Raw genomic sequence first — 23117 nt, 5'->3', positions numbered from 1 at the left:
CCTACTCAGGTTCTGCGTACTGGATGCCGCGGCCGTTGGTGCCCAGGTAGACACGGCCGTGGACGCGGGGGTCGCCGGTGATCACTTCGCCGGTCCAGCCCCACTGGTGGGAGTCGTCGTTGATCCGCACCCACGACCGGCCCGCGTCGTCGGAGCGCAGCACCGCGACACCGTCGTACGTGTCCGCGACCCTGCCCGTCTGGAAGACGGCCGGATAGCCGGCCCCCGGCCGCCTGCGGCCCCGCACCGGCGCGGCCTTGCCGAAGCCCAGCGCATGGGACGCCTGGCAGCCGGGCACGGCGGCGAAGGTCCGCCCGCCGTCCGTGGAGCGGAACAGGCCGTTGTCCTTCGCGGACAGCCACAGGTCGCCGCTGCGCCCGGGCGCCGCCGCCATCCTGAACTGCGCGTCCCCCGAGGGGAGACCGGTCGCGCCCCTGGTGAAGGTCACCCCGGCGTCCAGGGAGAAGAGGACGGTGCCCGTGTCGGTGTCGTACACGTAGAAGCGCCGGGGGTCGAGCGGGTCAGCGACCGGGGCGCCGCCCTTGGGGAAGGTCGCCACCTCGGCCCAGCTCGCACCGCCGTCGGAGGACCGGTGGGCGGGGTACTTGGTGCCGTCCCAGTGGATGAACGACCAGAGCAGCGTCGAGCCGTCCGCCGAGACCGCGACGGGTCCGGGCGCGGAGGGCGCGATCGCGGGCTGGGCGGCGAACGGCTGCCAGCTCCGCCCCCCGTCGCGGGAGAAGGCGCCGGCCGCGTCGGAGCCGGACGGCCAGCCGGTGCGCACCACGTACGAGGGCTTCAGCGCGGCGACCGCGAGGCCGGTGGCCGTGCCGAAGACCGGGTTCGCGGCCATGCCCCGGGACGGGGACGCGGTCAGCGAGTCGTGGTACATCACCCCGATGTCGCCGAGACCGCTCAGGAGCCGGGCGCCCTTGCCGGGCGGTGCGACGAGGAAGCGTACCGACGACTCCTCCAGGCCCCGGATCTCCGGTGCCCAGTGGACGAGGTCGCGCGTCCCGAAGACGGTCGCGCCGGTCCCGAACACGATGTGGTGCGAGTCGAAGGGGTCGACGGCGACCGCCTGCGTCCACCAGCCGAACTTGGGCTCCGCGCCCCAGCGGAGGTACGGCGTCTCCGAGACGTCCAGCACGGCGGTGTCCTTCAGCGAGGTCCAGCTCCGGCCGCCGTCCGTGGAGCGGAACACCGTGTCGATCAGGGCCCACCGGTTGTTGGTGGTGACGACGAGGGTGCCGGCCCGGCGCGCGTCGACCGCGACCCCGCCGTACCCGAAGCCGTCCCCGGCGGCGGCGTCGGGCCGGACCGGCGTCACCTCGCTCCAGGCACCCGTCACCGTGTCGAGCCGGTGGACCGAGCCGTCGGACTGCCCGTTGGGCCCCGGGGCGTCCGCGTAGGTCACGTACAGCGCCCGCCCCCGGGCGTCGTACGCGGCCCGCACCGGGACCCTCACCGCCGCGCTCCCGGACGGCTGCCCGGGGACCGCCTCCCAGCCGCCCCTGCCGTCCGTACGGTAGAGCGCGTCGCCGCCGTCGCCCCAGCCCGCGTAGACCGTCCGGCCCGCCGCGACGAGGAACGTCACGCCCTGGCCGGTCTCCGACGGGGTCGCGGGGAAGGCGGCCGGCGCCCAGGTGGCCCCCCGGTCCGAGGAGTGCAGCAGCCCGTCGTGCCGGGTGCCCAGCCACAGCGCCCCGCTGTCGCGCGGGTCGACGAGCAGCCGTTCGCCCGTGCCGCGCCCGTCCTCGTTCGCGCCGAGCCGCACGGTCAGGTCGGCCCGCTCCCAGGTCGCGCCGCGGTCGTCGGACCGCAGCACCGCGCCGGGGGAGGCCCAGGACTGCGCGTACGTGCCGCAGGCCAGGTAGAGGCGGTCCGGGTGGGCCGGGTCGACGGCCATGGCCTCGATGCCGAGGAGGTTCCAGTCGTCCCAGCCGATGTGATCGGTGAGCGGGGTCCAGCGGGCCCGCACCGCGTCCCAGCGGTAGGCGCCGCCGATGTCGGTCCGGGCGTAGGCCAGGCCCTTCACCGAGGGGTGGAACAGCAGCCCGGTGACGAACCCGGTGCCGCCGATCGCCGCGGTCCGCCACCGGTGGGGCTGGTGCCGGCGGCCGTGACGGCGCTCTCCGGCCGACGCGGGGCCGGCGACGGGGAGCGCGGTGGCGGCGGCGACGACGGCGGTCGCGGCGAGCACGGTTCTGCGGCGGGGCGTGGGCACGGACGAAGCGTGCATGGCGGACACCTTCCGGAGAGCGGGGGAGGGGAGGAGCGGGGCGGCCGGTCAGCCCTTCACGGCACCGGTGAGCATGCCCTTCTGGAAGTGCTTCTGGACGAACGGGGACAGCACCGCGACCGGGATCAGCGCGAGGATCATCACCGCCATCTGCACGGCGAGGCTGTTGATCTGCCCGTTGCTCACCGCCGCGCCCATCGCGCCCGGCGGCACCTGGTGCTGGAGGACCAGCTGACGCAGGATCATCTGCAACGGGTACTTGTCGCTGTCCTGGATGTAGAGCATCGCGTTGAACCACTGGCTCCAGTAGCCGACCGCGTAGAACAGCGAGATCACGGCGATCACCGCACGCGACAGCGGCATGATGATCTGGAGCAGGATGCGCCACTCGCCGGCCCCGTCGATGCGGGCCGCGTCGATGAGTTCGGGCGCGGTGTCCATGAAGAAGCCGCGCAGCACCAGCACGTTGAACACGCTGATCGCGCTGGGCAGGATCATCGACCAGTAGCTGTTGCTCAGCCCGATCCCGGTGACCAGCAGATACGTCGGGATGAGCCCGGCGCCGAAGAACATGGTCGCCATCAGCGTCATCAGCAGCGGGCGGTGCGCGTACGAGTCGCGGCGGCTGAGCCCGTACGCGCAGAGGATCGAGACGACCATGCTGACGGCCGTACCGACGACGGTCAGACCGACGCTGACGGCGGCGGCCCGGGTCACCGCGCCTCCGCTCAGCAGCTCCTTGTACGCGACGAAGGTGATGTGCTTCGGCCAGACGACCAGGCCGCCGGCTTCGTTGATGGTCCGGGTGTCGGAGAGGCTGGTCACCAGGACCACCCAGATCGGGATGATGATGACCGCGCAGATCGCGACGAGCCCGAAGCCCTTGAAGGCGAGGCCGGCCTTCGTCGGCTCCTCCTCCCACACGGGGCGCGGTTCGATGCGCAGGGCGCGCTGGAGGCGTGTCTCGGTGCGGGGCGCCGGGTCCGCCCGCTGGTCCAGGAGAGTCGTCATTTCTTGGAGTACACCCCCTGCTCGCCCAGCATGTGGGCGACCTTGTTGGCACCCAGCACCATGGCGACGCTGAACAGCCCCTTGAAGATGCCGGCGGCGGCGGCATAGCCGAAGTCGCCGGTCTTGATGCCCGTCCACCAGATGTAGGTGTCCAGGATTTCCGAGGCCCCCGCGCCCACCTGGTCGCGCTGGAGCAGGATCTGCTCGAAGTCGAGGTTGAGCGCGCTGCCCACCCGCAGGACGAGCAGCAGGGCGATGACCGGGCGCAGCGCGGGCAGCGTGACGTGCCACATGCGGCGCCAGCGGCCGGCCCCGTCCACGGCGGCGGCCTCGTACAGATCGGTGTTGACGGCGGCGAGCGCGGCCAGGAAGACGATGACGCCCCAGCCGGCGTCCTTCCACACGGCCTGCGCGCTGACCAGGAACTTGAAGAAGCCCGGGTCGGTCATCAGGTCGAAGCCCTCGTGCCCGTGCTCGCGCAGCCACTGGGCGACCAGTCCGGCACCGCCGAACATCTGCTGGAAGACGGTGACGACGAGCACCCAGGAGAAGAAGTGCGGAAGGTAGACGACGGCCTGCACCCAGGCCCGGACCCGCGCGCTCATGATCGTGTTGAGCAGGAGCGCGATGGCGATCGGGATCGGGAAGAACAGGACCAGCTGGGTCACGAAGATGACCAGCGTGTTCACGAGGACTTCCCAGAAGCGGTAGTCCTCGAAGATGCGGGTGAAGTTGTCGAACCCGACGAACGGGCTGCCCGTGATGCCCAGGTCGTACACGTCGTAGTCCTGGAAGGCCACGATGTTCCCGAGCAGCGGGATGTAGTTGAAGATCAGCAGCAGCGCGATGGCCGGCATCGTCATCAGGATCAGCGCGCGGTCCCGCCGCAGCCGCTGCCGCCAGGTGATGCCGCCCATCTCCCGCCGGGGCCGGGAGCCGCCCCCGGCCCGCGGCCTTCCCGCGCTCCTCGTCTCCTCGCCGTCACCGTCCCCGGTGCCGCTCCCGTCGGCCGGGGCGCTCGCCCCGCCGGCGGTGCCGCCCGGGTCGGCCGCGACCGTGGCCCGTGCCTTCACCCTGTGCTCCCCATGTCGTGCTCCTGACCACGGCCGCCGGGCTGCGTGTGCCCGGCGGCCCCTTCCTCTTCGTCCGTGCGCGTCAGTTGCCGGAGCCGTTCTTGTCGAGAATGTCCTGGTACCAGTCGCGCAGCTTGTCGCCGCCGCTCTTCTTCCAGGTGTTCACGGCGTCCTCGACGTCGGCGACCTTCTTGCGCCCGCGGCGGATGTCCTTCTGGAGGTCGTCGAACGGGGTGTACAGCGAGGCGTAGCGCTGCGGCTCGACCACCTGCATGCCGAAGAAGAGGGGCTTCTTGATGTGCGGTGCCTGGCGCGCCATCCAGCCGGCGTAGTCCTTGGCCAGCTGCGGCTGGTCCGGGTAGGCGATGGAGGTGGGAGGCGAGGCCACGAACAGGAACGTGGAGGGCTGGGCCTCCTCGACCCCCTGCGGGGTGTACGTGGGGGTCCCGTCCTTGATGGTGTAGTGGGTGCCCTTCACGCCGTAGTTGGTGAGCATGAACTCCTCGGTGCCGAACGGCGCCGCCGCGTAGTCGGCGATCGCGAGGAACTCCTCGATCTTCTCCTTGGGCAGCTTCTTGCTGAGGAAGGTGAAGATGCCGGCCGGGTCGTCCTGCCACAGGGTCGGCTTGCCGCCGTCGGGGCCGAAGAAGTCCAGCGCCTGCATGTCGAACTTCGGGTTGGCGGAGGCCTGTTCGGTGACCATGCCCTTCCAGCCGCCGGTGCCGTCGTTGTACATGATGACGTGTCCGCTGGTGAAGCGGATCTTGGAGTCGGCGTCCTTGCCGGCCTCGGCGTCCGGGTGGACGTACCCGCCGTCGTGGAGCTTGCGGGCGAAGGCCAGCGCCTCCCGGTACGCCTGCGTCTCGATCTTGTGGACCAGCTTGCCGTTCTCCAGCTGCCAGTAGTGCGGCGCGTCCGGGAGCAGCCCGAAGATCTTCTGGATGCAGACCCACAGATCGTCGAAGGCCCACACCTTCTTCTTGGGGGAGGTGTACTCCTTGCCGAACGCCAGCAGGTCGTCCGTGCTCGCCGGGACGGCCCCGGAGCCGGTCAGGTCCTTGCGGTAGAAGATCGCGTTGCCGATGATCGGCGTCGGCATGGGCAGGCCGCGCAGCTTGCCGCCGAAGACCGAGTACTGCCAGGCACCGGTCGGGATGTTGGCCAGGTTGGGGTACTTCTTGACGGCGTCACCGGCGAGATACGGGGAGAGGTCGGCGAACTTCGCGGTGATGGCGTTGCGGATCTGCCCCTGCATGTTCCAGCCGGGGATCGTCATGACATCCGGGACGTCCGAACCGGCGAGGACCGCGCCGATCTTGTCCTGGTACGTGTTGCCGTCCTGCGGGTCGAAGTTCAGCGTCGCCCCGACCGCCTTGTTCACGGCCGTGTAGTACGGGTTGTCCTTCTTGGGGACCGTGCCCCACAGCGGGGTCATCACCCGGAACTCCGAACCCTTGCCCGGCACCGACTTGACCGAGACCACCAGCGGGTCGGGGAGCTTGGTGAAGCCGGGGCTCGAACCGTTGACGCCGGGGACGTCGGGCTGGACCAGGTTCAGCGGCACATAGCTCGGCACGACCTTCTTGAGGGCCTTGCCCGTGGTCGTGCCCTCCTTGCTCCCGGCTCCGGAGCCGGAACCGCCGCACGCGGCGAGCAGCGGCACCCCGCCGGCCACGGCGACGGCCGCCACCGCGCCCGTGGCGAGGAAGCTTCTCCGGCTCGGGGACGAGGCGGAGGGGGAGGAATTCGGCGTCATTGCGTCAACCCTTCGAGGCGCACCAGGACGACACGCGGCGGGGCGACCGCCGTTCGGTTCCTGTGTCTGAGGTGGAGCGTTGCTGGCTGAGCCGGTGTCACCGGCCCCAGGTGAAGCGGTTCAACTGGGCGGCGGTCGAGCGAGTCGCCGTCCCGGGAAATCCAGGGCGCCGGGCGCCCCATCGAAGCAATGTCGAAGCGCTTCGATGTTGCAGCGAGGTTAAGTGAAGGGTCTGTGTCGCACAAGACTTCGTTGCCGGAATCCTCCGATGCGTTTCTGAACCGTTTCCCGAGGCGGGGAGCGCGAACCGGAAGCGGCGGTCCCGCACCGGCCCTTGACATGCGCGGGGTTGGCCGTCGAGCATCGAAGCGCTTCGAAAGATCGTCCGAGGCTGCTCAGTGGCCCGCACGACGCGCCGGCACCGCCATACCTCCCACCTTTGACGAAGGACCCGCACGTGACGGAACAACCGCAGCCCTTCCGCGACCCGCGACTGCCCTTCGCGGAGCGCGTCGACGACCTGCTCCGGCGGCTGACCCCCGACGAGCGCGTCGCGATGCTGCACCAGTTCGCCCCGGCGGTCGACCGGCTCGGGCTCGCCGCCTTCCGCACCGGCCAGGAGGCCCTGCACGGCGTCGCCTGGATGGGGCAGGCCACGGTCTTCCCGCAGGCCGTCGGTCTCGGCGCCACCTGGAACGACGACCTGGTCCGCCGCGTCGGCGAGGCCGTCGGCGACGAGGTCCGCACCAAACGCGCCCACGACGACCGGGTCGGGCTCAACGTCTGGGCCCCCACCGTCAACCTGCTGCGCCACCCGCTGTGGGGGCGCGGCGAGGAGGGGTACAGCGAGGACGCCGGGCTCACCTCCGCCATCGCGGTCGCGTACACCCGGGGCCTGCGCGGCGACCACCCGCACTACTGGCGCACCGCCCCCGTCCTCAAGCACTGGCTCGCCCACAACAACGAGACCGACCGCGACACCTCGTCCTCCTCGGTCCGCCCGCGGGTGCTGCACGAATACGACCTCAGGGCCTTCCGCGACGCCGTCCGGGCGGGCGCGGTGGCCGGGGTGATGCCCGCGTACAACCTGGTCAACGGACGCCCCAACCATGTGTCGCCGCTGCTCTCCCGGCACCTGCGCACCTGGACCGAACAGCCCCTGGCCGTCTGCTCCGACGCCGGAGCGCCGAGCAACCTGGTCGACTCCGAGCACTACTACGACACCCACGAGGAGGCCACCGCGGCCGCCCTGCGCGCCGGCGTCGACAGCTTCACCGACCACGGCCAGGACTCCTCCGTCATGACCGCCCGCATCCAGGGCGCCCTGAAGCGCGGCCTCATCGACGAGCACGACGTCGACACCGCCGTCCGCCGCCTGCTCCACATGCGCTTCGCCCTCGGCGAGTTCGACCCCGCCCTCGACCCCTACGCCGGGACCGACGCCCTCGACACCGAGGAGCACCGGGCGCTCGCCGTGGAAGCCGCCGAGCAGGCGGTCGTGCTCCTGAAGAACGACGGGCTGCTGCCGCTCGACCCGGACGCCGGCCGGACCGTCGCCGTCGTCGGGCTCCTCGCGGACGCCTGCAAACTCGACTGGTACAGCGGCACGCTCATCCACCGCTCGACCCCGCTCGACGGACTCCGCGAGCGCTTCGGCGCCGACCGGGTGATCCACGCCGAGGGCGCCGACCTGATCCGCGTCAGGTGCGCGGACGGCTGGCTGCACATCCCCGAGGCGGACCCGGCCGGGGACGCGGCGCGCGGCGCGGAGGGCGCCCTCGACCCGGCGCTGCTCGCGGGCCGCACCGATCTGCCCCCGCTGATCTGCGCCGACACCCCGTCCGAGCTGGCGCTCGTGGACTGGGGCGGCGGTGTGATCACGCTGCGGGAGCCGGAAGGACGCTACCTCTCGGTCGCCGAGGACGGATATGTGCGTGCCTCCGCGGACGAGCCGGGCGGCTGGATCGTCCAGGAGACCTTCCGGTGGGAGGCGGTGGAAGGTCATGCCGGCGGTCACCGCCTTCTGCACATCGGAACGGGTGGGTATGTCTCAGTCGCCGCCGACGGCCTAAAGGTTGCCGTCCCGGACGAGGAGAATTCCGCCGCCCGGGGCACCGTCTTCGAGACGGAGGTGACCGAGCGCGGCGAGGACGCCGTCGCCCGCGCGGCAGCCGCCGCCGACACCGTGATCGTGGTGGTCGGCAACGACCCCCACATCAACGGCCGCGAGACCGAGGACCGCGCCACCCTCGGCCTGCCCGCCCAGCAGGAACGCCTCTGGCGCGCCGCCCACGCCGCCAACCCGCGCACCGTCCTGGCGGTCACCTCCGCCTACCCGTACGCCCTGACCGACGCCGCCGCCACACTGCCCGCGCTGCTGTGGACCGCGCACGGCGGCCAGGCGGCGGGCACCGCGCTCGCCCGCGTCCTCGCCGGCGACGTCTCCCCGGCCGGGCGGCTCCCGCAGACCTGGTACGCCTCCGACGCGGAGCTGCCGGACCTCCTGGACTACGACATCATCGGCTCACGGCAGACCTACCTCTACTACGAGGGCACCCCGCTCTACCCCTTCGGCCACGGGCTCACCTACAGCGACTTCACCTACAGCGACCTGACCGCCGAGGTCGAGGGCGACCTGCTGCGCGTCTCCCTGAACGTCACCAACACCGGCACCGTCGCCTCCGACGAGGTCGCCCAGCTGTACGTACGGGCCGTGGCCCCGTCCGTGCCCCGGCCGCTGCGCCAACTCGCCGGGCACCGCAGGCTGCACCTGGCTCCGGGTGCTGCGGAGCGCGTCGCGTTCACCGTGCCGGTCGAGGAACTGGGCCACTGGGACGTGGCGCACGGCCGCTGGACCGTCGAGCCCGGCGCGTACGAGATCCAGGCCGGCGCCTCCAGCACGGACATCCGGAGCGTCACGGTGGTCACCGTCGACGGCGAACCGGCCGGGCCGCGCCCGGTCCTGGCCCGTGGCCTGGAGGCGGCCGACTACGACGAGCAGCTCGGCACCGCGATCGTGGACCGGGCCAAGACGGACGGGGACGCGGTCACCGCCACCGCCGAGGCCAACGAACTCCTCTACCGCCGCTGCGACTTCGGTGCCGGTACCAGCGGGGTCGAGGTGCTCGCCTCGGGCGAGGGGGCCGTCCTCATCACCGTCGACGGCTCCACCGTCACCGTCCCGGTGCCCGCCACCGACGGGCCGTACGACCACCGCACCCTGCACACCGGGCTGACCGCCTCCGGCGTCGGCGACCTGCGCATCGCGCTGCGCGGCACGGTCCGGCTGGCCCGGCTCGGCTTCACCGGGACCGGCGCGTGAAGCGCCGCAGCCTCCCCGTTCCCCCGCCCATTGCCCCCGGCAAGGAGTCCGCATGAAGTTCACCGACGGCTTCTGGCTCATGCGTGAGGGCGTACGCGCCTCCTACGCGACCGAGATCCGCGATCTGCGCGTCGGCGCCGACCGGTTCACCGCCTACGCGGCGGTGAAACCGGTGGCCGCGCGCGGCGACACCCTCAACACCCCGCTCATCACCGTCGACTGCTTCTCCCCGGCCGAGGGGATCATCGGCGTCCGCACCACGCACCACGCCGGGAAGGCCCGTCGCGGCCCGGACTTCGCCTTCCCCGGGCTCGACCCGGCCGGCTCCGGCGCCCGCACCCGGCAGGACGGCGGCGTCACCGAACTCACCAGCGGTCCGCTGACGTTGCGCATGGACGCCGACGGGCCCTTCGGTCTCACCTTCTCCGACGCCGAAGGGCGCCGCCTGACCGGTGCCGACGCCAAGGGCACCGCCTTCGCCACCACCCCCGACGGCGCCCACCACATGATCGCCCAGCTCGCCCTGGACGTCGGCGAGAACGTCTACGGGCTCGGCGAGCGCTTCACCCCGTACGTCAAGAACGGCCAGAGCGTCGACATCTGGCAGGCGGACGGCGGCACCAGCAGCGAACTGGCCTACAAAAACATCCCGTTCTACCTCTCCTCGCGCGGTTACGGCGTCTTCGTCAACCACCCCGGCAAGGTCTCCTTCGAGGTCGGCTCGGAGTCGGTGGGGCAGGTGCAGTTCAGCGTCGAGGACCAGTCGCTGGAGTACTACATCGTCGCCGGGCCCACCCCCAAGGAGGTGCTGGCCCGCTACACCGCGCTGACCGGCCGCCCGGCGCTCCCGCCGGCCTGGTCGTTCGGCCTGTGGCTGACGACGTCCTTCTGCACCGCGTACGACGAGGAGACCGTCACCTCGTTCGTGGACGGCATGGCGGAACGCGACATCCCGCTCTCCGTCTTCCACTTCGACTGCTTCTGGATGCGCGAGTACCAGTGGTCGGACTTCCTCTGGGACCCGGACGTCTTCCCCGACCCGGAGGGCATGCTCGCCCGGCTCAAGGAGCGCGGGCTGCGGATCAGCATGTGGATCAACCCGTACATCGCCCAGAAGTCGGCGCTGTTCGCGGAGGGCGCCGAACTCGGCCACCTGGTCCGGCGTCCCAACGGCGACGTCTGGCAGTGGGACCTGTGGCAGCCCGGCATGGCCCTGGTCGACTTCACCAGCCCCGCCGCGCGCGAGTGGTACACCGGCAAGCTGCGGCTGCTGCTCGACCAGGGCGTCGACTGCTTCAAAACGGACTTCGGCGAGCGCGTCCCGACCGACGTCGTCTGGCACGACGGCTCGGACCCCGAGCGGATGCACAACTACTACGCGCAGGTCTACAACCAGACGGTCTTCGAGCTCCTGGAGAAGGAGCGCGGCCACGGCGAGGCGGTCCTCTTCGCCCGCTCCGCCACGGCCGGCGGCCAGCAGTTCCCGGTGCACTGGGGCGGCGACTGCTTCGCCTCGTTCACGGCGATGGCCGAGTCCCTGCGCGGCGGTCTGTCCCTCTCGCTCTCCGGGTTCGGCTTCTGGAGCCATGACATCGGCGGCTTCGAGGGCACTCCCGACCCGGCGGTCTTCAAGCGCTGGCTCGCCTTCGGCCTGCTCTCCTCGCACAGCCGGCTGCACGGCAACGTGTCCTACCGGGTGCCGTGGGAGTTCGGCGAGGAGGCGGTGGAGGTCGCCCGGAAGTTCACCCTCCTCAAGCACCGGCTCATGCCGTACCTGTACGGTGCCGCCGCCACCGCCCACCGCACGGGCGTCCCGGTGATGCGGCCCATGCTCCTCGAATTCCCGGACGACCCGGCCACCCGCACCCTGGACCGGCAGTACATGCTCGGCCCCGACCTGCTGGTCGCCCCGGTCTTCACGGAGAACGGCCAGGTCGAGTACTACGTCCCCGAGGGCACCTGGACCCATCTGCTCACCGGCGAGACCGTCACCGGTCCCGTCTGGCGCCACGAGACCCACGGCTTCGACAGCCTGCCGGTCCTCGTCCGCCCCGGCGCGGTCCTGCCCTGGGGCGGCGACGACCAGCGCCCGGACGGCGACTGGCTGGACGGGCTCACGCTGCGCGTCTTCGGGGGCGGCGCGGAGGGGGCCGGTACGACGGTGACGGTGCCGGACCACGCGGGCGCCACCGCCGCCGCCTTCCGGGTGGCCCGCGACGGGGACACCGTCACGGTCACCTCCGAGCGCATCGACCGCCCGTACCGCGTGGTGGCCGAGGCGACGGGGGCGGCGGCGGAGGGAACGGGCACGGTGTCGGTGCCGGCCGGCTGACCCCCGCAGACCGGCGGGGCGGCGGGGGCGGGGGGCCCCCCCCCCCCCCCCCCCCGCGGGGGGGGGGGGGGGGCGGGGCCCCCCCCCCCCCCCCGCCACACCTCTTCCTTGCACCCTTTCCCATTTGCCTAAAGCCCTTAGGCAGCGCATGATGGCCGTTCCCGGACGAGGAGGCGACCATGGTGCGCGCGGGTCTGACCGCCGAACGCCTGACCAGGGCGGGCGCCGAGCTGGCGGACGAGGTCGGCTTCGACGGGGTGACCGTCTCGGCGCTCGCCCGGCGGTTCGACGTCAAGGTCGCGAGCCTCTACTCGCATGTGAAGAACTCCCAGGACCTGCGGACCAGAATCGCCCTGCTCGCCCTGGAGGAGATGGCCGACCGGGGGGCCACCGCCCTCGCGGGACGGGCCGGCAAGGACGCGCTGAGCGCCTTCGGCGACGTGTACCGGGACTACGCCCGCGAGCACCCCGGCCGTTACGCGGCGGCCCAGATGAAGCTGGACCCCGAGGCCGCCGCTGCCAGTGCCGGCGGCCGGCACGCGCGGATGACCCGGGCCGTCCTGCGCGGCTACGACCTGACCGAGCCGGACCAGACGCATGCCGTACGGCTCCTCGGCAGCGTCTTCCACGGGTTCGTCAGCCTGGAGGCCCAGGGCGGCTTCAGCCACAGCGCCCCCGATTCGCAGGAGTCCTGGGCCCGCACCCTGGACGCGCTGGACGCCCTCCTGCGCAACTGGCCCCCGCCGGGGCAGGCGTGACACCACCCGACCGCATCCCGCGACCCCAGCAGGTGGAGCCATGAGCACCGATACGCCCGCACCCCTCCCGTTCACGACCCCCGTCACCGCCGCCCTGCTGCGCGGCGCGCTCGACGTGGAGCGCACCGAGGCGGGGCTGCTCCCGCACCGCCTCCCCGCCGCCGCCCGCGCCCAGGCCCCGGACGGCCAGATCGCCCTGGCGGAGGCCCAGCCCTCCGGCGTACGGCTGGCCTTCCGGACCCGGGCCACCGTGGTCGAACTGGCGGCGCGGCGCACCCGCACCGTCTACCAGGGCGTCCCGCCGAGGACCGGAGGGCTGTACGACCTGCTGGTGGACGGCGTCCTCGCGGCGCAGGGCCAGGCGAGCGGCGGCAACGTCCTCGATGTCGACATGACGACCGGCGCGACGCACTTCCGCACCGGGCCGGCCGGGTCCGTACGGTTCGACGGGCTCGCGGACCGCGACAAGCACGTCGAAATCTGGCTGCCCTACAACGAGCGCACCGAGGTCGCCGCCCTGCACACCGACGCGCCCGTCACGGCCGCCCCGGCCTCCGGCCGCAAGGTGTGGCTGCACCACGGCAGTTCGATCAGCCACGGCTCCGACGCCGCGAGCCCCACCACCACCTGGCCCGCGCGTGCGGCGCTGCTCGGTGGCGTCGAACTGGTCAACCTGGGCCTCGGCGGCGGCGCCCTGCTCGACCCGTTCACGGCCCGCGCGATGCGGGACACCCCCGCGGACCTGATCAGCGTCAAGATCGGCATCAACCTCGTCAACGCCGACGTGATGCGGGTGCGCGCCTTCGCCCCGGCGATGCACGGCTTCCTCGACACCGTCCGCGAGGGCCACCCGGACACCCCGCTCCTGGTGGTCTCACCCGTGCTGTGCCCCATCCACGAGGACACGCCGGGCCCCAGCGTCCCCGACTTCAGCGGGCTCGGCGAGGGCCGGGTCCGCTTCGCGGCGATGGGCGACCCCGAGGACCGGGCGACCGGCAAGCTGACGCTCCGGATCATCCGCGACGAATTGGCCCGCCTGGTGGCGCAGCGGTCCGCCGACGACCCGCACCTGCGTCACCTGGACGGCCGTGCACTGTACGGCGAGGCGGACGCGGCAGAGCTGCCCCTTCCCGACGCCCTCCACCCGGACGCCGCCACCCACCTCCGCATGGGCGACCGCTTCGCCGCGCTGGCCTTCGGGGCGGAGGGGGCGTTCGCTCCCTCGTGAACGCGCCGGGGCCGGGCGGGTCCGTGCCCGCCCGGCCCCGGCACTTCCGTCAGACGCCCGGCGGCACGTGGGCCGGGCGACCGCGGCCACGGGTCACGGTGTAGCCGAAGACGCCCGCCAGGGCGGCGAGCAGGCCGCCGCCGGCCGTCCACAGCCAGCGGCTGGTCCACCAGCCGGAGGACCAGCCGTCCTCGGGCTCACCGGCGAGCGCGACCGGCTCGGCGGAGGCGTCCGCGCCCTCGTCCGAAGCCCGCTCGGCCGAGGAGATTCCCGGGACCAGCGGCTTCGACAGGCTGCCGTCCACGTCGGCGGACCCGCCCTGGTCCTTCGAGTTCACCTCGACCTCGGTGCGCACCGGCAGGCCGAGGTCGGCCTGGGCCAGGTCCACGACCGTGAGGCGCACGTAATAGCTGCCCGGCAGCGGGTCGTTGGCCCACGGCTCGGCGGCGGCCCGGACGGTACGCAGCACACAGGTCAGCTCCACCGTGGCGGCGTCGGCCGCGGCGGTGCCGGTCTGCTTGCCGTACATGCACGCCTGGCGGCGGCGCAGCCCGTCGTACACGTCGACCTGCCAGGTCTGCGCCCCGTGCCGGGTGGCGCTCTCGGGCAGCGTGACCTTCGCCGTCACCGTGGCGCGCTGCCCGGCGTCGGCCGGGAAGACCCAGTACAGGTAGTCGCCGGTGGACGCCCCGGCGGTGGCGGTCTCGCCCTGCTGGATCGCCGTGGCGGTACGGAAGGTGGTGCCGGCCTCCGTGGGACCGGAGCCGTCGGCGGAAGCGCTCGGGCTCGGCGACGCGTCGTCGGCCGCGGCGGCCGACGCCCCGGTCAGCAGGGTCAGGCCGGTCAGCAGCGCGCCCGCGAGCACACGTCTCGTACGGGACATCAGCGGGTCCTCCAGACAGCGATGCGCCAGCGCGAGATCCAGCCGAAGAGCAGACCCACGATCAGGCCGGTCAGGGTGAGCAGGGCCAGCAGCCACCAGCCGTGGCCCAGGCCGAACGCGGCGACGTCCGCCGCCTCGTCGGGGGCGTCCACCACGTCGACGGTCAGTTCCAGCGGCATGCCGGGGGTGGTCTTCACCGAGGCCGGGGCCGAGAACGAGTTGCTGACCTGGAGGCACACGGTCTCCGCGGCCGGCTTGGCGTCGTCGTCGTCCTGCTCGGGCTTCGGGTAGCGCAGCCCGGACGAGATGGCGTCGGTGCGCCCGGTCCCGGACTCGGAGCCCCGGACGATCTCGCGGCCGTGCGTGGTCACCGCGCGCAGCAGCATCCCGTAGTCGTTGTTGACGGCGCGGTCGGCGAACACGCTGACCGAGGCGCGCAGTTCCTGGCCCGGCAGCAGCTGGACCCGGTACCAGCGGTGCTCGGCGAACTTCTCGCGGTCGGTGTAGAGGCCCGGCTTCAGCTCGGGCGCGTCCGTGCAGCTGTCGGTGCCCTTCGTGGCGACCGGGGTGACCACGGGCTCCGCCGCGCGGTCCACCAACTGCTTCACGCGGCCGGACAGTTCGTCGGTGTGCTGGACGGCCGTGTACGTCCCGCCGGTGGCCTCGGCGATGCAGGTCAGCTGCTGGCGGATCTTCGCGTTGGGCACCAGGCCCAGCGTGTCGATGACCAGGTGGATGCCGCGCGCCGCGATGTCGCGGGCGACCTCGCACGGGTCGAGCGGGCCGCAGGTGTCCTCGCCGTCGCTGATCAGCACGATCCGGCGGGTGGAGTCGCCGCCCTCCAGGTCGTCGGCGGCGCCCAGCAGCGCGGGGCCGATCGGGGTCCAGCCGGTGGGGGCGAGCGTGGCGACCGCGGTCTTCGCCTCGGTGCGGTCCAGCGGGCCGACCGGGTACAGCTGCTTGGTGTCCTTGCAGCCCACCTTGCGGTCGTCGCCCGGATAGTCGGCGCCGAGGGTGCGGATGCCGAGCTGCACCTGCTCCGGCACCGCGTCCAGGACCTCGTTGAACGCCTGCTTCGCCGCGCTCATCCGGGACTGCCCGTCGATGTCACGGGTCCGCATGGAGCCGCTGACGTCGAGGACCAGTTCGACCTTGGGGGAGGCTTTCGTGGGGGTTTCGTCGGCCGATGCGGGCAGCGCCGAGCCGAGCCCGGCGGTCAGGGTGGCGAGCAGGATGCCCACCCCGACCGTCAGCCTTCTTCTTATGATCATCGCCGGATACTAGTGAACATCAGTTCGCTATCCAAAACGGCTGGTTGCCGCTGTACGCGCCCCTCGCGCGTACAGCGGCTCCGGACGGTGCGTCAGCCGTCGCGGTCCCCGCCGAGCAGCGGCCCCGCCGCCCGTTCCAGCACCGAACCGACCCGCTGCCACGCCGTCAGATCCCGCTCCACCGCCTCCAGGAGCACGTCCTCGCCGGTCTCCCAGCCGGCGGCGACCGCGACCGGGTCCGCCCCCGTGGCCGCCGAAGCCGCGAGCGCCGCGGCCCCGAGCGCCACCAGCTCGCCGGCGCCCGGCACGATCACCGGCCGCCCGGACAGCCGCCGTACGGTCTCCACCCACACCCGCCCCTGCGCGCCCCCGCCGATCAGGCGCAGCGGCCGGCCCGCCACCTCGGGTTCCGCCGGGTCGAGCCCGCAGGCCCGCGACAGCTCGTCGAGCGCCCGCAGCACGGTCACCACCGCGCCCTCGTAGGCGGCGCCGAGCAGTTGCTGCGGGGTCGTGTCGTGCCGCAGTCCGGTCAGGAGGCCGGCCGCCGTGGGCAGGTCCGGGGTGCGCTCGCCGTCCAGGTAGGGCAGCAGGACCGCCTCCCCGCCGGGCACCGCGTCGTTGCGGTCCAGGCCGAGCAGCGCGGCCACCTTGTCCACGGCGAGCGTGCAGTTGAGGGTGCAGGCCAGCGGCAGGTATGTGCCGTCCGCCGCCGCGAACCCGGAGAGCGCGGCCGAGGCGGGCCTGGTCCGGGACGCCGCGAAGACCGTGCCCGAGGTGCCCAGGCTCAGCACCGGGTGGTCCAGCAGCCCGCCGCCGCCCAGGCCGAGCCCGACGGCGGCGCTCATGTTGTCCCCGGTGCCCGCCGCGACGGCGATCCCGGCGGGCAGGCCCAGCGCCTCGGCGGCCGCGTCCGTCAGCGAACCGGCCCGGGCCCCGCCGCTCGGTGCCACCTCGGGCAGCAGCGCCGGGTCGAGGCCGATGAGGGCGAGGAGTTCGGGGTCGTACGCACCGGTCGCGGTTGAGTACCAGCAGGTGCCCGAGGCGTCACCCGGGTCGGTGACGGCCCGGCCGGACAGCCGCTCGGTCAGGAAGTCGTGGGGGAGGCGCACCGCGGCGGCCGCCGCGGCGGTCTCCGGCTCGTTCTCCCGCAGCCACTGCCACTTCGACGCGGTCATCGCGGCCACCGGGACCGAACCGGTGCGGGCGGTCCAGGCGTCCGGTCCGCCGAGCGCGGCGGTGAGCGCCGCGGCCTGCGGGGCGGATCGGGTGTCGTTCCACAGCAGGGCCGGGCGCAGCGGGCGGCCCTCGGCGTCCAGGACGACCAGGCCGTGCTGCTGGCCGGCGACCGCGATGCCCACCACGTCCGCCGGGGCGATCCCGGACTCCTTCAGCCCGGCGGCGACCGCGTCGCGCAGGGCCTGCCACCAGACCTCGGGGTCGCTCTCGCGCGCCCCGCCCTCGCCGGTGACCACGTGCGGGGCGCGGCCGACGGCGAGCAGCCGGCCGGTGGCGGTGTCGGTGAACGCCGCCTTGGTGGACTGGGTGGAGCTGTCCACACCGATGACGACGGTATGCGGCGGCATGGCTGACCTCATTCGCTGATGTATTTGATCGTACGCAAAACAAATTACGTGATCGAACCCGTCCGGAACAGGCCCCGTCACGGGTTCGCGGCAGCCGCTCGCAGACGTCTCCGCTCCAGGGGCTTTACGTCGCACGGGCTGCCCGTGCATGATTAGTCATGACAGTGAACAAATTGAGGTTCGGCCGCCCGACCGGCTGCGGACCCACGGCCCCGAAGGCGGCACCACCATGACGGAACGCTTCGTACCGACCCCCGAGGACAAGTTCACCTTCGGTCTGTGGACCGTGGGCTGGCAGGGCCGGGACCCCTTCGGTGACGCGACGCGCACCGCGATCGACCCGGTCGACTCCGTCCAGCGCCTCGCCGAGCTGGGCGCGTACGGCGTGACCTTCCACGACGACGACCTGGTCCCGTTCGGCTCCTCGGACACCGAGCGCGAGGGCATCGTCAAGCGCTTCCGCCAGGCGCTCGACGCGGCCGGCCTCGTCGTCCCGATGGCCACGACGAACCTCTTCACCCACCCCGTCTTCAAGGACGGCGCCTTCACCGCCAACGACCGGGACGTCCGGCGCTACGCGCTGCGCAAGACCATGCGCAACATCGACCTGGCCGTCGAGCTGGGCGCCACCACCTACGTCGCCTGGGGCGGCCGGGAGGGCTCCGAGTCCGGCGCCGCCAAGGACATCCGCGTCGCGCTCGACCGGATGAAGGAGGCCTTCGACCTCCTGGGCGACTACGTCACCGAGCAGGGCTACGACCTCAAGTTCGCCATCGAGCCCAAGCCGAACGAGCCGCGCGGCGACATCCTCCTCCCCACCATCGGCCACGCCCTCGCCTTCATCGAGCGCCTGGAGCGCCCCGAGATGGTCGGCGTCAACCCGGAGGTCGGACACGAGCAGATGGCCGGGCTGAACTTCCCGCACGGCATCGCCCAGGCCCTGTGGGCGGGCAAGCTCTTCCACATCGACCTCAACGGCCAGTCCGGCATCAAGTACGACCAGGACCTCCGCTTCGGCGCCGGCGACCTGCGCCAGGCGTTCTGGCTCGTCGACCTCCTGGAGAACTCCGACTATGCCGGCCCGCGCCACTTCGACTTCAAGCCGCCGCGCACCGAGGACTACGACGGCGTCTGGGCCTCCGCCGCCGGCTGCATGCGCAACTACCTCATCCTGAAGGAGCGCGCCGCCGCCTTCCGCGCCGACCCGGCCGTCCAGGACGCCCTGCGCGCCTCCCGCCTGGACGAGCTGGCCCAGCGCACCGCCGAGGACGGCGTGGCCGGCCTGCTCGCCGACCGCTCCGCGTTCGAGGAGTTCGACGTGGACGCGGCGGCCGAGCGCGGCATGGCCTTCGAGGCCCTGGACCAGCTGGCGATGGACCACCTGCTCGGCGTCCGCTGACACCACGGGACACCACGGGAACAGCAAGGGGGGCGGACGCGCGAAGCGTCCGCCCCCTTTCCGTACGTCTCAGGCCATCGCCGGGCGCGCGTACGCCACCGGGTCGGCCAGCACATCGGTCATCACCAGCGCCGCCGCGCCCCGCGCCGCGTCCCCCGCGACCGACGAGGCGCGCAGCCGGCCCCCGCGGGGCGCCCAGAGCCCGGACACCACCCGGCCGGTCAGCTCCTCGTCGGCCGGTGCGGCCAGCCACGGCATCAGGTTCCGGTAGATCCCGCCGAGCACCACCGCGTCCGGGTCCAGCAGATTGACCGCCCCCGACAGCACCCGCCCCAGCATCCGCCCGGCCTCGGCGACCGCGCCGACCGCCCGCTCGTCGCCCGCCCGCACCCGCTTCTCCAGCTCCGCGACCCCGAGCCCGCCGCTCCCGTCGACCCCGGCCGCCCGCAGCAGCGCCGCCTGTCCCGCGTACTGCTCCAGACAGCCGCGCGAACCGCACCGGCACTGCGGACCGCTCGGGTCCACCACGACATGGCCGATCTCCCCGGCGAAGCCGTGCGCCCCGCGCAGCAGCTCCCCGTCGATCACCAGGGCACCGCCCACGCCGATCTCACCGGTCAGATAGAGGAAGCTGCGGATGCGTTCCAGGCCGCCGAACCACAGCTCGGCCAGGGCCGCCAGATTCGCCTCGTTCTCCGAGCGGACCGGGAGCTCCTGGTGGCCCGGGTGCTCCGCGGTGAGCGCGGCGGCGAACAGCTCCTCGGCCGGGACCTGGTTCCAGCCCAGGTTCGGGGCCTGGCGGACCGCGCCGCCCGAGACCAGGCCCGGCAGCGCCAGGGCCACGCCGACCGGGTACAGCTCCTGCTCCCGCGCCGAGTCCAGGGTGCGCGCGGCGATCCGGGCCGCCCGTGCCAGCACCTCGGCGGGCGGGGTGCCCCGGTTGTCCAGATGCTCGGTGAGGCGGACCCGGCCGGTGCCGGCCAGGTCGACCACGCACACCGACACGTAATCGATGTTGACCTCGACGCCGAGCCCGGCCGGTCCCGTGCGGGCCGTCTTCAGGGCGGTCCCGGGGCGGCCGGCCTGCCCGCTGAACGTCTTGCCGGACTCGGTCAGGAACCCGGTTTCGAGCAACTGTTCGACCAGTGAGGACACGGCGGCCCGGGTCAGTCCCACGCGCGCGGCGACACCGGCCCGGGTCGCCTCGCCCTCGCCCTCGTCGCGGACGGCCCGCAGGACGAGGCTCAGATTGCTGCGCCGGACGGTGTCCTTGTCGGCCTTGGGCCCCAACGGCGTGAGGTTGCTCTTCATATCGGTCCTGAGCCTATGCGATTCCGTACGTCAGTACGGTCGCGATCCGGACGAACCGGGCCCCGCGCGGTGGCGGAGCCCGGCTCGTCTCAGGAGGTGGACGCCCCCCGCTCCTCGAGCATGTCGGCCATGAGCGCGATCTCCGACTTCTGGGCCAGCGCCATGCCGGACGCCAGGTTCCTGATCTCCTCGGTCCCCGCCGCCGAGGCCGCCGCCCGGGCCATGTCGGCGCCGGCCTCGTGGTGCGCGGTCATCAGCTTCAGGAACAGGATCTCGGCGTCCTTGCCCTTGGCCGCCCGCAGCTCGTCCAGTTCGGCGTCGGTGGCCATACCGGGCATCAGCGCGCCGTCACCGCTCGGGGTGAAGGTGTGCCCCATCCACGCCATGGGCGGCCCGGGGGAGCTCTTCGCCCGGCCCCACATCTCCAGCCAGCCCAGGAGCATGCCGCGCTGATTGGCCTGGGTGTTGATGATGTCGAACGCCAGTCGGCGCACCGCCTCGTCCGAGGTGCGGTCCCGGACGATGAACGACATCTCGACCGCCTGCTGGTGGTGGACCGCCATGTCCCGGGCGAATCCCACGTCGGCCGAGGACTCGGCCGGCGCGGACGCGGACGCCGCCGCGGCGGGCGCCGACGTCGACGGGCGCACGAAGGTCAGCGCGATCAGGGCGAGCGCCAGCAGCAGCACCGCCCCGCCGGCCAGCACCAGGGGCCGCGAGGTGCGCGGGGCGGCCGTCACTCGGCGATCCCGCCGGTGCAGGCGGCGCCCGGCTCAGGGGTCTGCGCGCCCTGCACGTACTTCGTGAAGAACTGTGCGACCCGGGCGTCGGTGGCGCTCTTCACCGTGAGCTGCTTCCCCCAGGCGCTGAGCATCAGCGGCGCCTCCTGGTCCTCGACCGGACTCATCAGCGAGTACGGCGTGGACTCCACCCGCTCGTTCAGCTTCTTGATGTCGGCGGGCTTCGCCTTGCTGGTGTACGTGACCCACACCGCGCCGTGCTCCAGCGAGTGGACGGCGTTCTCCTTCGGTATGGCGTCGGTGTAGACGTCGCCGTCGCAGTTCATCCACACCGGGTTGTGGTCGCCGCCGACCGGCGGGTTCATCGGGTAGTCGACCGTCTTGTCGACATGGTTCTGGGTCAGCTTGTCCCAGCTCTTCTCACCGGTGACGGGCGAGACCTTGGCCTCGGCCTCGGCCTTGTCCTGCTCATCGGCCGCGTTCATCAGATAACCGCCACCGGCGACGAGGCCGGCGACCACCAGCACGCCGACGGCGAGCGTGATGACGCGCGAGCGGCGCTCACGGGCCCGCTCCCGACGGCGGGCCTCCTCCAGCTTGGCGCGGCGGGCGGCGGCGGGGCTGTTCTGCTTCCCGGTGTTCTGCTTGCCGGTGTTCTGCTTGTCGGCGGAAGCCATGACGGGTCCTTCGGTTCATAGGATCGTGAGACGGACTGCGTACGGCAGGGGGAGCCGCCGCACCCGGGAACGGGTACGGGGCATCCCCGGCCGTCCTAGGTCCGCTGAACCTGAAGGCGCACGGGGTCGACCTCGCCGACCGCGTCGTTGGAGGGGCCCCGGATCGACTCGCCGCCGGTCAGGGGGCGGTGCGGGAGAAGCGCCACGGCCGTCGAGGGAACCGCCGCCGGGCCCGGCGGGGCGGACAGCACGACGGGCACCGAGTGTTCCGAGGCGTCGTGGCAGGAATCACCCACGCCCCGGTCGCCGGGGGCGTCGGCCACCACGACCCGGACCACCGTGAGGTCGGTCAGCGTCGCGAGGGCCGAGGCGGGGGCGAATGCGGGGGAGGAGTGCGAGCGCACGGACTGCGGCGCGCAGCACGAGACGAGCGCGACCAGGACGAACAGCCAGGCGAGCACGACCGGCGCACCGGTGCCGCGCAGCCGCTCCGCCCCCTTGCTCACCCTGTTCATCCCGCACATCGTACGCGGCGCGTTGAACTTTCAAGCAGTGCGCGGAAGAAGCGGTGCACCTGTGGATTCGCGGGCGACCGGTCCGATTCCGGCCATGGCGGGATAGTGTGCCCCGGTGACCACGCACTCGAACGTATCTGCGGGCTGGTATCCCGATCCGCACGGCGACCCTCAGCTGCTGCGTTACTGGGACGGTTCCCGGTGGACGGAGCACACCCACCCGGCGGGTGACGGGGCCCAGGCCCCCGCGCAGCCGCAGCACCAGGCCCAGGTGCCGCAGCGCCAGGCGGCGCCGCAGCAGCCCGCGGCCGTCCCGCAGCAGGGTGCGCCGCAGCACCCGCAGGGCGGCGCCCCCGGTGGCTCGCTCTTCGATCAGCAGGTCCTGGTCGTGAACCAGAAGGCCAAGCTGATCGAGCTGACGAACGAGTACAGCGTCTTCGACCAGCACGGCAACACCATCGGCTCGGTCGTCCAGGTCGGCCAGGGCGCCATGCGCAAGGTGCTGCGGTTCCTGACCAGCATCGACCAGTACCTGACCCACCGGCTGGAGATCCGCGACGCGCACGGCCGGCCGCAACTGCTGCTGACCCGCCCCGCGAAGTTCATCAAGTCCCGGGTCGTCGTGGAGCGCCCCGACGGGCAGCCGGTCGGCGAGATCGTCCAGCAGAACGCCATCGGCAAGATCAACTTCGCGATCATGGCCAACGGTCAGCAGATCGGCGCCATCAAGGCCGAGAACTGGCGCGCCTGGAACTTCGCGATCGTCGACCACAACGACGCCGAGGTCGCCCGGATCACCAAGACCTGGGAAGGGCTCGCGAAGACGCTGTTCACGACGGCGGACAACTACGTCCTCCAGATCCACTACCAGCTGCCCGAGCCGCTGCTGAGCCTCGTGGTGGCGACGGCCCTGACCGTGGACACCGCCCTCAAGCAGGATGCCCGCGGCCTCGGCTGAGCCCGGCCCCGTACCCCCGACCGCCCGCGTCCCTCCTCCGAGGGGCGCGGGCGGTCGG

17 protein-coding genes are annotated in these 23117 nt (G+C 72.6%); 6 read left to right on the top strand and 11 right to left on the bottom strand.

The features are described from left to right. Position 1: 1 nt before the first annotated feature. The 4 genes from ACFUJY_RS27910 to ACFUJY_RS27895 all read right to left on the bottom strand — a co-directional run bounded on the left by ACFUJY_RS27910 (position 2) and on the right by ACFUJY_RS27895 (position 6016). Positions 2-2242, bottom strand: coding sequence for a WD40/YVTN/BNR-like repeat-containing protein (locus ACFUJY_RS27910; RefSeq protein WP_383304736.1), 2241 nt, complete (start codon positions 2240-2242; stop codon positions 2-4). A gap of 48 nt (positions 2243-2290) precedes the next feature. Then, positions 2291-3253: a carbohydrate ABC transporter permease gene (locus ACFUJY_RS27905; protein WP_383304735.1), complete on the bottom strand. Its 963-nt coding sequence runs from the start codon at positions 3251-3253 to the stop codon at positions 2291-2293. Further along, positions 3250-4326 carry an ABC transporter permease gene (locus ACFUJY_RS27900; protein WP_383304733.1) on the bottom strand — a complete coding sequence of 359 codons (1077 nt, stop codon included), beginning with the start codon at positions 4324-4326 and terminating at the stop codon, positions 3250-3252. The genes ACFUJY_RS27905 and ACFUJY_RS27900 overlap by 4 nt, the downstream gene beginning before the upstream one ends. Positions 4327-4408: 82 nt before the next feature. Continuing rightward, positions 4409-6016 (bottom strand): extracellular solute-binding protein, encoded by a 1608-nt coding sequence (locus ACFUJY_RS27895; RefSeq protein ID WP_383304918.1) that lies wholly within the window; start codon positions 6014-6016, stop codon positions 4409-4411. 523 nt (positions 6017-6539) lie between these two features. Between ACFUJY_RS27895 and ACFUJY_RS27890 the strand changes: the two genes are divergently transcribed. From ACFUJY_RS27890 to ACFUJY_RS27875, 4 genes are all read left to right on the top strand, one after another. Next, positions 6540-9404, top strand: a complete 2865-nt coding sequence (locus ACFUJY_RS27890; RefSeq protein WP_383304731.1) for a glycoside hydrolase family 3 C-terminal domain-containing protein — start codon at positions 6540-6542, stop codon at positions 9402-9404. 52 nt (positions 9405-9456) lie between these two features. Beyond that, a complete protein-coding gene (yicI, locus tag ACFUJY_RS27885) occupies positions 9457-11736 on the top strand; it encodes an alpha-xylosidase (RefSeq protein ID WP_383304729.1) in 2280 nt (759 codons plus the stop codon). A 179-nt stretch (positions 11737-11915) separates the two neighbouring features. Further along, complete coding sequence (locus ACFUJY_RS27880) at positions 11916-12494, top strand: TetR/AcrR family transcriptional regulator (RefSeq protein ID WP_383304727.1); 579 nt, start codon at positions 11916-11918, stop codon at positions 12492-12494. A gap of 40 nt (positions 12495-12534) precedes the next feature. Continuing rightward, positions 12535-13722, top strand: a complete 1188-nt coding sequence (locus ACFUJY_RS27875; RefSeq protein ID WP_383304725.1) for an SGNH/GDSL hydrolase family protein — start codon at positions 12535-12537, stop codon at positions 13720-13722. 49 nt (positions 13723-13771) lie between these two features. Here the strand turns inward: ACFUJY_RS27875 and ACFUJY_RS27870 are convergent, their stop codons facing one another. From ACFUJY_RS27870 to xylB, 3 genes are all read right to left on the bottom strand, one after another. After that, positions 13772-14605 (bottom strand): hypothetical protein, encoded by an 834-nt coding sequence (locus ACFUJY_RS27870; RefSeq protein ID WP_383304724.1) that lies wholly within the window; start codon positions 14603-14605, stop codon positions 13772-13774. Beyond that, positions 14605-15876 carry a VWA domain-containing protein gene (locus ACFUJY_RS27865; RefSeq protein ID WP_383304722.1) on the bottom strand — a complete coding sequence of 424 codons (1272 nt, stop codon included), beginning with the start codon at positions 15874-15876 and terminating at the stop codon, positions 14605-14607. The genes ACFUJY_RS27870 and ACFUJY_RS27865 overlap by 1 nt, the downstream gene beginning before the upstream one ends. 92 nt (positions 15877-15968) lie before the next feature. Then, positions 15969-17459 carry a xylulokinase gene (xylB, locus tag ACFUJY_RS27860; protein ID WP_383304720.1) on the bottom strand — a complete coding sequence of 497 codons (1491 nt, stop codon included), beginning with the start codon at positions 17457-17459 and terminating at the stop codon, positions 15969-15971. A gap of 229 nt (positions 17460-17688) precedes the next feature. Between xylB and xylA the strand changes: the two genes are divergently transcribed. Next, complete coding sequence (gene xylA, locus ACFUJY_RS27855) at positions 17689-18858, top strand: xylose isomerase (RefSeq protein ID WP_383304718.1); 1170 nt, start codon at positions 17689-17691, stop codon at positions 18856-18858. A 69-nt stretch (positions 18859-18927) separates the two neighbouring features. Here the strand turns inward: xylA and ACFUJY_RS27850 are convergent, their stop codons facing one another. From ACFUJY_RS27850 to ACFUJY_RS27835, 4 genes are all read right to left on the bottom strand, one after another. Continuing rightward, a complete protein-coding gene (locus ACFUJY_RS27850; RefSeq protein ID WP_383304716.1) occupies positions 18928-20169 on the bottom strand; it encodes an ROK family protein in 1242 nt (413 codons plus the stop codon). A gap of 89 nt (positions 20170-20258) precedes the next feature. After that, entirely contained in the window at positions 20259-20909 is a 651-nt protein-coding gene (locus ACFUJY_RS27845; RefSeq protein WP_383304714.1) for a DUF305 domain-containing protein, read from the bottom strand. Beyond that, positions 20906-21586, bottom strand: a complete 681-nt coding sequence (locus ACFUJY_RS27840) for a DUF3105 domain-containing protein (RefSeq protein WP_383304712.1) — start codon at positions 21584-21586, stop codon at positions 20906-20908. The genes ACFUJY_RS27845 and ACFUJY_RS27840 overlap by 4 nt, the downstream gene beginning before the upstream one ends. A 95-nt stretch (positions 21587-21681) precedes the next feature. Next, a complete protein-coding gene (locus tag ACFUJY_RS27835) occupies positions 21682-22101 on the bottom strand; it encodes a hypothetical protein (protein ID WP_383304711.1) in 420 nt (139 codons plus the stop codon). 115 nt (positions 22102-22216) lie between these two features. Here ACFUJY_RS27835 and ACFUJY_RS27830 point away from each other — a divergent pair, with 115 nt between their 5' ends. Further along, complete coding sequence (locus ACFUJY_RS27830) at positions 22217-23059, top strand: phospholipid scramblase-related protein (protein ID WP_383304709.1); 843 nt, start codon at positions 22217-22219, stop codon at positions 23057-23059. Positions 23060-23117: the final 58 nt, after the last annotated feature.

Source organism: Streptomyces sp. NPDC057249 (assembly GCF_042669245.1).
Lineage (GTDB): Bacteria > Actinomycetota > Actinomycetes > Streptomycetales > Streptomycetaceae > Streptomyces.
This window is presented reverse-complemented; position numbering and strand designations above follow the sequence as displayed.

What these genes read in the sequence shown, in the direction of transcription:
- ACFUJY_RS27910 (WP_383304736.1), bottom strand. Translation starts at nt 2,242, where the DNA reads ATGCACGCTTCGTCCGTGCCCACGCCCCGCCGCAGAACCGTGCTCGCC.
- ACFUJY_RS27905 (WP_383304735.1), bottom strand. Translation starts at nt 3,253, where the DNA reads ATGACGACTCTCCTGGACCAGCGGGCGGACCCGGCGCCCCGCACCGAG.
- yicI (WP_383304729.1), top strand. Translation starts at nt 9,457, where the DNA reads ATGAAGTTCACCGACGGCTTCTGGCTCATGCGTGAGGGCGTACGCGCC.
- ACFUJY_RS27880 (WP_383304727.1), top strand. Translation starts at nt 11,916, where the DNA reads ATGGTGCGCGCGGGTCTGACCGCCGAACGCCTGACCAGGGCGGGCGCC.
- ACFUJY_RS27875 (WP_383304725.1), top strand. Translation starts at nt 12,535, where the DNA reads ATGAGCACCGATACGCCCGCACCCCTCCCGTTCACGACCCCCGTCACC.
- ACFUJY_RS27870 (WP_383304724.1), bottom strand. Translation starts at nt 14,605, where the DNA reads ATGTCCCGTACGAGACGTGTGCTCGCGGGCGCGCTGCTGACCGGCCTG.
- ACFUJY_RS27865 (WP_383304722.1), bottom strand. Translation starts at nt 15,876, where the DNA reads ATGATCATAAGAAGAAGGCTGACGGTCGGGGTGGGCATCCTGCTCGCC.
- xylB (WP_383304720.1), bottom strand. Translation starts at nt 17,459, where the DNA reads ATGCCGCCGCATACCGTCGTCATCGGTGTGGACAGCTCCACCCAGTCC.
- xylA (WP_383304718.1), top strand. Translation starts at nt 17,689, where the DNA reads ATGACGGAACGCTTCGTACCGACCCCCGAGGACAAGTTCACCTTCGGT.
- ACFUJY_RS27850 (WP_383304716.1), bottom strand. Translation starts at nt 20,169, where the DNA reads ATGAAGAGCAACCTCACGCCGTTGGGGCCCAAGGCCGACAAGGACACC.
- ACFUJY_RS27840 (WP_383304712.1), bottom strand. Translation starts at nt 21,586, where the DNA reads ATGGCTTCCGCCGACAAGCAGAACACCGGCAAGCAGAACACCGGGAAG.
- ACFUJY_RS27835 (WP_383304711.1), bottom strand. Translation starts at nt 22,101, where the DNA reads ATGAACAGGGTGAGCAAGGGGGCGGAGCGGCTGCGCGGCACCGGTGCG.